This is a genomic window from Micromonospora sp. NPDC004336, from assembly GCF_053602615.1.
On the sequence record NZ_JBSGDY010000001.1, the window covers coordinates 1 to 12,148 of the forward strand.

A 12,148-nucleotide genomic window follows, 5' to 3' on the forward strand; every position below is an offset into this window, starting at 1 on the left:
TGTGTTTTTGGAGTGGGGTCGTGGGCACGTCCGGGCCGCGGCGGCCCGGGGGGGGGCCCGCCGGGGGCCGCCCCCGGGGGGCCCCCCCCCCCCCCCCCCCCGGCGAGGATGAGCAGCAGCGCCACCACGGCGGCGGCCGGCCAGCCGGCCCGCTGCCCCGGCCCGCCGGCCGCCACGGCGAGCAGCCCGACGGCAAGCGGCACGGCGGCGCCGGCCAGGGCGGCGGCCCGGGTGGCGGTCGGTGACCACGCGCCGCCGCGCCGCCGCGCCCCGTCGGCGATCGCCTCGACCACGTCGTCGTACTCCAGCTCGGGCCACTGCGCGCGGGCCGGCACGAGGTGCAGCACCTCCCCGTCGCGGACGCCCTGCGGCAGCAGCGCCTGGGCGGTGGCCAGGACCGCGCCGTCGGTGCGCCGCAGCACCCAGCCGCCGTGCCGTTCGCCGTCGTCGGCGAGGCCCTCGCCGGCGTGCCGCAGCACCTCCGGCAGCAGCTCGGCCAGGGGCACCTGCTCGGGCAGCGCGACGTCGACCCGCCGCTGGGGGGCGCTGATGGTGACCCGGGCCAGCCCGATAATCATCGACTGATCTCCATATCGCGCGGGGTTGGTGGCTGCGCGGACGACAGGACTTTACCTACCATGAGCCAGGCTCGGGTTACCGAGCGCTGTCAGGAGGGTCGAGTGTCCACTGTCGTCATCAAGCGGCCGCCCCGGCGCCCGGCGCCGGAGATCCCGGTCGGCGAGCTGCCGGTGGACGCGCCCCCGGAGATCCCCGCCGTCGCCGGCGGGCGCTGGCAGCAGCTGCTCATGGTGCTGCCGATGCTCGGCGGCACGGTGGCGATGGCGATGATGTTCGGCCGCGGCGGCGGCGCCTACTCGTACGTGGTCGGCGGGATGTTCGGGCTCTCCTCGCTGGCCATGCTGGTCACCTCGTGGGGCAGCGCGTCCGGCACCCCGAAGAAGTCCGAGATGATGGCCGCCCGGCGGGACTACCTGCGGCACCTGACGGCGCTGCGGCGCCGGGTCCGGCACACCGCCGGGCAGCAGCGCGCCGGGCTCTACTACCGGCACCCGGATCCCGGCCGGCTCTGGTCGACGGTCGACAGCCACCGGGTCTGGGAGCGGCGTCCCACCGATCCCGACTTCGCGGTGGTCCGGGTCGCCGTCGGCCCGCAGACCCTGGCGACCCCGCTGGTCCCCCCGGTCACCCGCCCGCTGGAGGAGCTGGAGCCGATGACGGCGGGCGCGCTGCGCCGCTTCCTGGACGCGTACTCCGTGGTGCCGGACCTGCCGGTGGCGCTCTCGCTGCGCAGCTTCGCCCGGGTCTTCGTGCGCGACGCCACCGGCGACGGGTCGGCCGGCCAGGCGCTGGCCCGGGCGATGCTCGCCCAGCTCGCGGTCTTCCACGCCCCGGACGAGCTGCTCGTCGCCGTCTGCGCCGGGCCGGAGCGGCGGGCCGCCTGGGAGTGGGTCAAGTGGCTGCCGCACGCCCACCATCCCACCCGCACCGACGCCCTCGGCCCGGTCCGGCTGGTCGCCAGCGCGGCGACCGAGCTGGAACGGCTGCTCGACGAGGTACTGGCCAGCCGGTCCCGGTTCAGCCCGGCCGGGCCGGCCACCGACGGCCCGCACGTGGTGGTGGTGCTCGACGGGGGCGACCTGACCGGGGCCACCGACCTGACCGGGGACGGCGGCATCGACGCCGTGACGGTCATCGACCTGGACACCCCGCCGCCGCGCCTGCTGGACCGGTTCGCGCTGCTGCTGGAGCTGCGCCACGGCCGGCTGCACTCCCACTCGGCCGAGGGGCACGCCGAGGTCGGCACGGCGGACCGGCTCGACCCGGTCGACGCCGAGGCCGTCGCCCGGCGGTTGGCCCCGCTGCGACTGGCCAGCGCCGTACGCGGTCCGGACGGCCCGCCCGGCGCCGAGCCGGGCCTGCCCGAGCTGCTCGGGCTCGGCGACCCGGAGGGCTTCACCGCCGAGCAGGGCTGGGCGCCACGCTCCACGCGGGAGCGGCTGCGGGTGCCGATCGGGGTGGGCACGGACGGCGGCGCCATCGAGCTGGACCTGAAGGAGTCGGCGCAGGACGGGATGGGGCCGCACGGCCTGCTGATCGGGGCGACCGGCTCCGGCAAGTCGGAGCTGCTGCGCACGCTGGTGCTCGGGCTGGCCGCCACGCACAGCTCCGAGCAGCTCAACTTCGTGCTGATCGACTTCAAGGGCGGCGCCACGTTCGCCTCCTTCGACCGGCTGCCGCACACCGCCGCGGTGATCACCAACCTGGCCGACGCGCTGCCCCTGGTCGACCGGATGGTCGACGCCATCAACGGCGAGCTGGTCCGCCGCCAGGAGCTGCTGCGCCGGGCCGGCAACTTCGCCAGCCTGCGCGACTACGAGCGGGCCCGCGCCGCCGGCACGCCACTCGCCCCGCTGCCGTCGCTGCTGCTGATCTGCGACGAGTTCTCCGAGCTGCTCTCGGCCAAGCCCGACTTCATCGACCTGTTCGTGCAGATCGGCCGGCTGGGCCGCTCGCTGGGCGTGCACCTGCTGCTGGCCTCGCAGCGGCTGGAGGAGGGGCGGCTGCGCGGGCTCGACACCCACCTGTCGTACCGGATCGGGTTGCGGACCTTCTCGGCGCTGGAGTCGCGGACGGTGCTCGGGGTGCCCGACGCGCACGAGCTGCCCCGCTCCCCCGGGCACGGCTACCTGCGCTTCGGCACCGAGCCGCTGGTGCGGTTCAAAGCCGCGTACGTCTCCGGGGCGCTGCGCCGGCGCGGCGCGGCGCCGGGCGCGGGGGGCGCCGGAGCCCCGCGCCTGCTCGCCTTCACCACGCACCTCGTGCCCAAGCCGGAGCCGGTCGGGCCGCCCGCCCTGCCCGCCGCCGACGAGGGCGGCACGGAGAGCCTGCTGGAGCTGATGGTGGACCGGCTGGCCGGCCAGGGGCCGCCGGCGCACCAGGTCTGGCTCCCCCCGCTCGGCCAGGCACCGGCGCTGGACGAGCTGCTGGGGCCGGTCGCCGCCGACCCGAAGCGCGGCCTCGGCTTCGGCAACCCGGACCTGCACGGCGCGTTGCAGGTGCCGGTCGCGGTGGTCGACAAGCCCTTCGAGCAGCGCCGCGACCTGCTCTGGCTGGCGCTCGACGGCGCCGCCGGGCACGTGGCGGTGGTCGGCGGCCCGCAGAGCGGCAAGTCGACGGCGCTGCGGACGCTGATCTGCGCGCTGGCGCTCACCCACACCCCGGCCGAGGTGCAGGTCTACTGCCTCGACTTCGGCGGCGGCGGGCTGGCCGCGCTGCGCGACCTGCCCCACGTCGGCGGGGTCGCCGGCCGCGCCGACCCGACGGCCGTCCGGCGTACGGTCGGCGAGATCGCCACGCTGCTGGTCGACCGGGAACGCCGCTTCGCCGAGCTGGGCGTGGAGTCGATGGCCGCCTGGCGGCAGCGGCGGGCCGCGCTGGCCGGCACCGACCAGCCCGGGGCCGACCCGTTCGGCGACGTGTTCCTGGTGGTGGACGGCTGGGCCACGCTGCGCGGCGAGTACGACGACCTGGAGCCCCTCATCACCGACCTCGCCACCCGTGGCCTGTCCTACGGGGTGCACGTGGTGGCGACGGCGGTGCGCTGGCTGGACTTCCGGCCGGCGATCCGGGACCTCTTCGGTTCCCGGCTGGAGCTGCGCCTCGGCGACCCGGCCGACTCGCTGGTGGCCCGCCGGGCGGCGACGAACGTGCCGGAGAAGACCCCCGGCCGGGGCGTCACCGCGGAGAGCCTGCACTTCCTCACCGCGCTGCCGCAGCTCGCCGGCGGAGGCCCGACCGACCTGGTCAAGCAGGTCGCCGGGAGTTGGCCCGGCCCGGTCGCGCCCCCGGTGCGGCTGCTGCCGCCGGTGCTCCCGTACGCCGAGCTGGACCTGACGGCGGCCACCGGCCTGCGCGTCCCGGTGGGGATCGCCGAGGCGGACCTGCGCCCGGTGGTGCTCGACTTCGCCACCGAGCCGCACTTCGTGGTCTTCGGCGACGCCGAGTGCGGGAAGTCGTCGTTCCTGCGCGCGCTGGCCACCTCGATCATGACCCGGTTCACCCCCGAGCAGGCCCGGATCATCCTGGTCGACTACCGCCGCAGCCTGGTGGACCTGACCGAGTCGGCGTCGCCGCACCTGATCGGGTACGGCTCCGCCGCGGCGCACACCACCGACCTGGTCGAGTCGGCCGCCGGCTACATGGCGGGGCGGGTGCCGGGGCCCGACGTCACGCCCAGCCAGCTGCGGCAGCGGTCGTGGTGGTCCGGGCCGGAGCTGTTCGTGCTGGTCGACGACTACGACCTGGTCGCCAGCGGGCCGTCCAACCCGTTGCGCGCCCTGGAGGAGCACCTGCCGCACGCCCGGGACGTCGGGCTGCACCTGGTGCTCGCCCGCCGCTCGGGCGGCGCCGGACGGGCCCAGTACGAGCCGGTCGTGCAGCGCCTCCGCGAGCTGTCCACCGCCGGGCTGGTGATGGCCGGCAGCCCGGAGGAGGGGGCGCTGGTCGGCCCGGTCCGGCCCGGACCGCTGCCGCCGGGGCGCGCGCGGCTGGTCACCCGGCGCGAGGGCGTACGCCTGGTCCAGCTGGCGTATCTGCCGCCTCCGTGACGGGTGTCCCCGGATCGCCCCGCGAGGGGCGCCCGAACCGGTAATCTCCGATCGTCATGTTTGCGTGTGCGAAGAACGGCCTGAGGATGTGACCAGGGTGCGGCACTGCTGCCCGCCGGCGGATCGACGGATCGCCGGGCGCGCGTTGCTCGCCCTGGTGGCCACCGTCGCGTCGGTCGCCGGCCCGGTCGACCCGGCCGCCGCCGCCCGGCCGCTCCCCACCGAGGCCGGCGCCGCCACGCAGACCGCCGCCGTCCCGCAGCCCCTCCCCGACGGGGCCCGCGCCGCCACGCAGACCGCCGCCGTCCCGCAGCCGCTCCCCGACGGGGCCCGCGCCGCCGCGCACGGCGCCGCCGCGCAGGCCGCCGCCGTCCCGGTGCCGCTCGCGCCGCCCGACGTGAAGAGCCGCCCCGACCAGGTGCGCGACGAGCAGTGGCAGCTCGACCTGTTGCAGGCCAGGACGGCCTGGCGCAGCTCGACCGGGCGCGGGGTCACCGTCGCGGTGATCGACTCGGGGGTGGACGCGACCCACCCCGACCTCGCCGGCCAGGTGCTGCCCGGCCTCGACCTGGTGGCGACCGGGGGATCCGCCGACGCCGCCGCCGACCCGGTCGGCCACGGCACCACCGTCGCCGGGCTCATCGCCGGCCGTAACGACGACAACCGTGGCGTCGTGGGTCTCGCTCCGGACGCCCGGATCCTGCCGGTCCGCGTCCTCGACGCCGAGAACCGCTACGACGACGCCATGATCGTCGCCAGGGGCGTGCGCTGGGCCGTGGACAACGGCGCCCGCGTGATCAACCTGTCCCTCGGCGGGAGCGGCGACAGCGCCGCCCTGGCCGCCGCGCTCGACTACGCCTTCGCCCGGGACGTCGTGGTGATCGCCTGCACCGGCAACGTGGCCGCCTCGACCAGCTCCAAGGTCTGGTACCCGGCCCGTGAGCCGGGCGTGGTGGCGGTCGCCGGGCTGGACCGCGACGGCGACGACCTCTGGTCCGGGTCGATCACCGGGCGCGCCACGGTGCTCGCCGCCCCCGCCACCGGGCTGGTCGGCGCCCGCCCGGGCGGCTACTGGCGGGTGCAGGGCACCAGCTTCGCCGCGCCCCTGGTCGCCGCCACCGCCGCGCTGGTGCGCGCCCGCTACCCGCAGATGTCCGCCGGCGACGTGGTGAACCGGCTGCTCACCACCGCCCGCGACCTCGGCCCGGCCGGGCGGGACGACCGCTTCGGGTACGGCACGGTCGACCCGGTCGCCGCGCTGAACGCCGAGGTGACCCCGGTGGGCCGCAACCCGCTCGACGACCAGACCTCGCCGGGCGTGGTGGGCTTCGGCCCGGCTCCGGGCTCGACGCAGGCCGACGCCGCGGGGGCCGGCGGCGACCCGCTCGGCCTCGCCGCGCCCCGCCGGCCCACCCGGTGGGGGGCGCAGCCGGCAGGGGCCCACGAGGAGACCACGCCGGAACGGCTCTGGACCGGTGCCGCGCTCTTCGTCGCCCTGCTCACCGGGGCGGCGCTGATGGTGCGCCGGCTCCGGCAGTGGATCCCGTCGGCCGCCGCGCGCCGCCCGGCCGCCGGGGCGGACAACCGCCGAGCGGCCCGCTGAGCCGGGTGTCGAGCGGCGCGCCCGGGGCGGGCGGCTGGGCCGGCGCCACCGGGCGGCGCGCACCGGCCCGCCCGTACGGGGTCTGACCGGGCCGTGTCGCGGGTAGGACTCCTGTCATGAGCACGCCCGGCCCGCGTACCCTCGCCTCGCCGCCACGGCCGTCGTGGCGCAGCCGCCGCCTGCACCCGGACCACTCCCGCGGCCTGCGGCTGACCCTCGGCGCGGGGGCCGCGTTCCTGGTGGTCCCGTTCGCCCTGCTCGCGATCCTGGTCGGGCGGGACTGGCCCCCGCTGCGCCGGCTGGACCTGGCGGTGACCGACGCGCTGGTCGGCTACGCCGCCGACCACCCGGCGTGGGTACGCCTGATGAGCCTCTGGACCGACGTGTTCGCCCCGATGCCGCTGCGGGTCGGTGCGCTGCTCCTGGTCGTCTGGCTGGTCCGGCGGGGCGCCCGGCAGCTGGCGGTCTGGGTCGGCGTCACCATGGCGGTGGGCGGCCTGCTCAGCCCGCTGCTCAAGCTGCTCTTCGGCAGGCCGCGCCCCGACCTGCCCGATCCGGTGGCCCAGGCGCCCGGCCTGGCCTTCCCGTCGGGGCACGCGCTCAACGCCGCCCTGGCCGCCGGGGTGCTGCTGGTGGTGTTCCTCCCGCACGCCGGGCCGGTCGCGCGCCGGCTGGTGGCCGCGGCGGCGCTGCTGCTCGCGCTCGTCACCGGCTTCAGCCGGGTCGCGCTGGGCGTGCACTGGACCAGCGACGTGCTGGCCGGCTGGCTGCTCGGCGCGGCCGTGGTGGCCGCGACGGCCGCCGCCCTCACGGTCTGGCGGGCCACCCCGCCCGGCCGGCCGGAGCCGCCGGCCCCGACGGGCGCCGGCCGCGTGGGTCCGACGGGCGCCGGCCGCGTGGGTCCGACAGGCGCCGGCCGCGTGGGTCCGACAGGCGCCGGCCACGTGGGCCCGGCGGGTGTCGACCGGGCGGGCCCGGCGGACGGCGGCTGGCCGGAGCCGCCGCCCCGGACCGGGTCGGCGGGCGGCACGCGGCGGGGCTGACGCCCCCCGGCTGGACTCCGTCAGGGCGCGCGCCGCACCCCGAGGCGTCGCCTCAGGTGCACTCGCCGGTGCCGACGGCGCGGGTGCGCTCGGCGCCGGCCAGGGCGACCGGGCGGGCCTCGGCCGCGGTCACCGCGAACCCGGTGTTCGGGTCGTCGGCCGCCGCCGCGAAGATCACCCCGAGCACCAGCCCGTTGGACGACACCAGCGGGCCGCCGGAGTTGCCGCTCTGCACGAGAGCCCGGATCGTGTAGATCTCCCGGGTCACGTTGCCGGCGGAGTAGATGTCGGGCCCGGTGATCCGGTCGACGTCCCGGATCCGCGCCGACTGGGCGTTGTACGGCCCGTCGAGCGGGAAGCCCAGCACGATGGCGTCCGCCCCGCTGCCCGCGTTGCCGGCGGCGAAGCGCATCGACGGGCCGGGCAGCCCGGGCACGTGCAGCACGGCCAGGTCCCGGTCGGGGTCGTAGACCACCACCTTGCTGTCGTACCGGTCGCCGTTGAGCTCGACGACGGTGGAGCGGGTGCCGGCGACGACGTGCGCGTTGGTCATCACCCGGTCGTCGGCGTAGACGAAGCCGGAGCCCTCGATCCGGCGCGAGCAGCTCGGCGCGGAGCCGAGCACCTTGACCACCGAACGCTGGCTGTTCACCACCACCTGCGAGCCGGCGAGCGCCGGGTCGGGCGGGGACACCTGCCGGGCCCGGGTGGGCGCCAGGTCACCGAAGACGTCGGGGAAGCCGTTGGTGTCGACGGTGTCCCGCAGCGCCGTGGAGAGCTGCTGCGCCTGGTCCGGCAGGACCCGGTCGACCACCGTGAGAAGGGCGCTGTTGCGCACCGAGGCGGCCAGCCAGGGCAGCGACGACGAGCCGAGCGGCACCGCGACGAGCCAGGCGACCAGCAGTACGGCGAAGAGCGAGACGAACGCCCCGCCGATGTCGTCGGCCCGCCGGCCCACGTCGCTGGTGATCGTCTTACGCAGGTGGGAACCGAGCCAGCCGGCGAGCGCCTGGCCGACCACCGCCAGCCCGAAGACCGCCACCAGGGAGATCAGCACCCGGGTGCCGCTCTCGACGAACTGCTGCGCCAGCAGCGGCCCGACCTGGAGACCCACCAGCGCGCCCAGGAAGAAGCCGGAGAACGACAGCACCCCGATGACGAAGCCCTGGCGGTATCCGCTGATCGCGAACACGAGCATGAGCAGCAGCAGTACGAGATCCACGGCGGACACGGGTCAAGCGTACGGGCACCGGGCCCGCCGAATGACCATCGCGTGCGGAAGGTGACCGCCCGGTCAGCGCACCGGAGTCTCGTCGACCGCGTCGGTGCCGGCCGAGGGCGCCGGGCTGGCCCCTCTCGGCGGAAGGTCGACGACCCGGTCGCGCGGCCACGGCCGGGCCCATCCGCCCAACTCCAGCAGGGTGGCCAGGACCCCGGCGGTGAAGCCCCAGACCAGCATCCCGCGCGCCGAGAACGCCGGGCCGATCCAGCCGCTCGGATGGCGTACGCGCAGCCGGTTGGCCGGGTCGACCAGCTCGGTGACGGGCAGCCGGACCACGTGCGCCACCTCGGCCGGTTCCCGGGGGTGCACCGGGTGCGGCGCGTGCCACCAGCCGAGCACGGGAGTGACCACGAAGTCGCTGACCGGGATCCAGAGCTTCGGCAGCTCGGCGAGGACGGTGACGCTGGCCGGGTCGAGCCCGACCTCCTCGTTGGCCTCGCGCAGCGCGGTCGCCGGGGCGTCGGCGTCCTCCGGGTCGGCCGCGCCGCCCGGGAAGGCCGGCTCGCCGGCGTGGTTGCGCAGGACGGCGGCCCGCTGGAGGATCAGCACGTCCGGGCCGGTGCCGGGCTCCTCGCCGAGCAGCACCAGCACGGCGCTCTCCCGCCCCCCGCTCTCGGGCGTCCGGAGCCGGGTGAAGTCCTCGGCGCGCGCGTCGCCGAGCCGGGACAGCAGCGGGTCGAGCCAGCCCGGCGCGCTGCGACCCGCGCCGGCGCCCCCGCGCCCCACCGCGTCCGCCCGCCGGCTCACGCCGACACCCCCGCGCCCCACCGCGTCTCCTCTCCGCTCACGCCGCTGCCCGACCGCCGGCCGCCCAGGTCGGCGTCCGACCGCCGGGCGCGCAGGTCGGCGTCCGACCGCCGGCCGCGCACGCCGCTGACCGGCCGCCGGCCGCTCACGCCGGCACCGCCACGCCGAGGTGCTGCCGGACCAGCCCCGCCAGCCGCGCGTCGTCGAGCTCGCCGGAGGAGTCGACGTGCCGGACGCGGCCCTGCCCGTCGACGAAGACGGTCAGCGGGATGGCCTTGCGCCTCAACTCCTGCTTCAGCCGCTCGCCCCGGTCGACCAGCACCGGGAAGCGGACCCCGAAGTCCTCCCCGATCGACTGGGCGCCCTCGCGGCTGTCCCCGCTGTTGACCCCGACCACCCGGAGCTGGCCGGCGGCCCGCTCGCTGAGCCGCTGGAAGGCGGGCAGCTCGCCGCGGCACGGCGGGCACCAGGAGGCCCAGACGTTGACCACCGCCGGGCCGCGCACGTCCCGCAGGGCGACGGGGGCGCCGCCGGTGAAGCAGTTCAGGGTCAGCTCGGGCAGCTCCGCCGCGCCCGCGGGGGCGGCCGGAAGGTCGGCAGGCGCCGCGGTGGCGGGCGGCATGGCGAGTGCCGAGCAGTCCTGGAAGGGCGACGGCCGGTCGGCGGCGGCCTCCTGCCGGCCGGCCGGGCCGCTCTCCTCCTCGGTGCCGGCGGCGGTGCACCCGGCGGCGGCCAGCAGCGCGGGTACGAGCAGGACGGCGAGGCCACGCCGGCGACGACGGGGACGGTGGCCGGCGGCACGGGCCGGGACGGCGCTCCGGTTCACGGCGCCTCCGCCACGACCGCCTGGACCGGCACCAGCTCCGGATCGACCCCGGCCGCCACCGCCAGGTCCCGGGCCCGGGGGCCCTTGAGCAGCTTGGCGGCGGCCGCCGGCTCGGTCGGGCCGGTGCCGTAAGACGGGCAGAGCTTCGCCAGCGTGCACGCGCCGCAGGCGGGCTTGCGGGCATGGCAGACCCGCCGGCCGTGGAAGATGACCCGGTGCGACAGCATCGTCCAGTCGCGCCGGGGGAAGAGCGCCCCGATCGCGTGCTCGATCTTCACCGGGTCGGTCTCGTCGGTCAGCTGCCAGCGCTGCACCAGCCGCCCGAAGTGGGTGTCGACGGTGATGCCGGGCACGCCGAAGGCGTTGCCGAGGATGACGTTGGCGGTCTTGCGGCCGATGCCGGGCAGCGTCACCAGGTCGGCGAGCTTGCCGGGGACCCGGCCGTCGTACCGCTCGACGAGGGCCTGGCCGAGCTTGATCAGCGAGTCGGTCTTGTTGCGGAAGAAGCCGGTGGGCCGGATCAGCTCCTCCAGCTCCGTCCGGTCGGCCCCGGCGTAGTCGGCGGCGGTCGGGTAGCGGGCGAAGAGCTTCGGGGTGACCTCGTTGACCTTCTTGTCCGTGCACTGCGCGGAGAGGATCGTCGCGACGGCCAGCTCCAGCGGGCTAGAGTGGTCGAGCTCACAGTGCGCGTCGGGGTGGGTCTCGGTCAGCACCCGGCCGATCCGTCGGGCGCGGCGCGTACGCCCGAGGTCGGTCTCGGCGGGGCGGGCGGAGCTGATTGTCACGCCGGCCAGCCTACGTCGCCGGGGTGACCGTCCGCCGGGGCCACGCGCCGTGGCCCGTCCGGTCAGCCGCCCTGCGGCGGGCTGATCGCGCCGGAGTCGTCGAACCGCGCGCCGGTGTCCGGGAAGTCGCTCCCGCTGAGCTGCTTCACGAGGCCCAGGCCGCGGTCGTCGCCGTCCATGGTCGGCTTGCCGGCGGAGTTCATGTACGTCGACACGAACGACCCCCCGGCCCAGCTGCCGTCCGGCTTCAGCGACACCTTGAGCACCCCGCCCCAGCCGAGCCGGCCGGTGTTTTTCAGCGAGTTGCCCCCGCCGGCGAAGTTGCCCAGGCTGTACGCGATCAGCCGGCCCTTGTAGAACTCCATGCCGCGCAGCACGTGCGGGCCGTGCCCGACGATCAGGTCGGCGCCGGCGTCGATCATCGCCTTGGAGAACTTGACCGGGTCGCCCCGGTTCTCGCCGAGGTACATCTCGGTGCCGGGCCGCACCCGCGTCTTGTCGGCCCCCTCGCCGCCCATGTGCACCTGCACGACGACCACGTCGGCCATCCCGGCGGCCTTGGTGATCACCCTCTTGGCCGCGGCGATGTCGACGAGGCTGTTGGACCAGACGTACGACGAGAAGCCGGCCACCGCGACCTTGACCCCCTTGACGTCGACCACGGTGATCTGGTCGGGCGCCCCGGTGTGTTCGAGGTCGTACTTCTCCAGCGCCTTCTGGGTGTTCTCGTAGCCCTTCGGCCCGAAGTCGTAGCCGTGGTTGTTGGCCTGGTTGAGCAGGTCGAAGCCCGCGTCGCGCAGGTGCGCCGCGTAGTCCGGCGGGGCGCGGAACTGGAAGCAGCGGGTGGAGTTCGGGCCGCACTTGCCGGTGCCGGTGTCGACGGTGAGCGGCTCCTCCAGGTTGCCCATCACCAGGTCGGCGGCGAGCGCCTTCTCGACGGAGTCGAAGAAGCCCTTCCCACCGTTGGCGGGCAGCCGGTTCGGCGCGTTGCCCATGATGATGTCGCCGGTGGCGGAGAGCGAGATCGCCTGCTCGGCGGGCGAGGTCGGCTCGCCCGACCGGACCGGGGCGCCGGTGCCGCCACCGCCCTTGCCGGGCTCCCAGACCGGGTCGGCTCCGGACCCGGACTGGCCGCAGCCGGCGACGAGCAGGACGGCGAGCAACGCGCCCAGGACGGGCGCGAGCCGGCGGGGCGGAGGGAAGGCGGCAGCGTACATCGGACGCGACCCTATCG

General features: G+C 76.5%; 9 protein-coding genes and 1 pseudogene. 3 read left to right on the forward strand and 7 right to left on the reverse strand.

Annotation, left to right across the window (positions count from 1 at the left end; all coding sequences use genetic code 11):
- Positions 1-578 (reverse strand): type VII secretion integral membrane protein EccD (eccD, locus tag ACWENR_RS00005; RefSeq protein WP_452274851.1); only part of this gene is annotated, 578 nt, incomplete at its 3' end.
- Positions 579-680: 102 nt separating this feature from the next.
- Between eccD and eccCa the strand changes: the two genes are divergently transcribed.
- The 3 genes and pseudogenes from eccCa to ACWENR_RS00020 form a co-directional block, all read left to right on the forward strand.
- On the forward strand, positions 681-4,628 hold the full coding sequence (gene eccCa / locus ACWENR_RS00010) for a type VII secretion protein EccCa (RefSeq protein ID WP_452274852.1): 3,948 nt from the start codon (positions 681-683) through the stop codon (positions 4,626-4,628).
- A gap of 88 nt (positions 4,629-4,716) precedes the next feature.
- Positions 4,717-6,231, forward strand: coding sequence for a type VII secretion-associated serine protease mycosin (gene mycP, locus ACWENR_RS00015; protein WP_452274853.1), 1,515 nt, complete (start codon positions 4,717-4,719; stop codon positions 6,229-6,231).
- A gap of 116 nt (positions 6,232-6,347) precedes the next feature.
- Positions 6,348-7,070: pseudogene (locus ACWENR_RS00020) on the forward strand (phosphatase PAP2 family protein); the annotation flags it as partial.
- Between the two features lie 256 nt (positions 7,071-7,326).
- Here ACWENR_RS00020 and ACWENR_RS00025 read toward each other — a convergent pair.
- The 6 genes from ACWENR_RS00025 to ACWENR_RS00050 all read right to left on the reverse strand — a co-directional run bounded on the left by ACWENR_RS00025 (position 7,327) and on the right by ACWENR_RS00050 (position 12,131).
- Complete coding sequence (locus ACWENR_RS00025; RefSeq protein ID WP_452274854.1) at positions 7,327-8,505, reverse strand: MarP family serine protease; 1,179 nt, start codon at positions 8,503-8,505, stop codon at positions 7,327-7,329.
- Between the two features lie 63 nt (positions 8,506-8,568).
- The gene (locus ACWENR_RS00030) at positions 8,569-9,282 is read right to left on the reverse strand and encodes an NUDIX hydrolase (RefSeq protein ID WP_452274954.1); all 714 of its coding nucleotides are present in this window, start codon (positions 9,280-9,282) and stop codon (positions 8,569-8,571) included.
- Positions 9,283-9,299: 17 nt separating this feature from the next.
- Positions 9,300-9,452, reverse strand: coding sequence for a hypothetical protein (locus tag ACWENR_RS00035; protein WP_452274855.1), 153 nt, complete (start codon positions 9,450-9,452; stop codon positions 9,300-9,302).
- Complete coding sequence (locus ACWENR_RS00040) at positions 9,449-10,129, reverse strand: TlpA family protein disulfide reductase (protein WP_452274856.1); 681 nt, start codon at positions 10,127-10,129, stop codon at positions 9,449-9,451. The genes ACWENR_RS00035 and ACWENR_RS00040 overlap by 4 nt, the downstream gene beginning before the upstream one ends.
- Entirely contained in the window at positions 10,126-10,914 is a 789-nt protein-coding gene (gene nth / locus ACWENR_RS00045; protein WP_452274857.1) for an endonuclease III, read from the reverse strand. Before nth ends, ACWENR_RS00040 begins: the two co-directional genes overlap by 4 nt.
- A 62-nt stretch (positions 10,915-10,976) precedes the next feature.
- Complete coding sequence (locus ACWENR_RS00050) at positions 10,977-12,131, reverse strand: CapA family protein (protein ID WP_452274858.1); 1,155 nt, start codon at positions 12,129-12,131, stop codon at positions 10,977-10,979.
- Positions 12,132-12,148 lie beyond the last annotated feature (17 nt).

What these genes read in the sequence shown, in the direction of transcription:
- ACWENR_RS00050 (WP_452274858.1), bottom strand. Translation starts at nt 12,131, where the DNA reads ATGTACGCTGCCGCCTTCCCTCCGCCCCGCCGGCTCGCGCCCGTCCTG.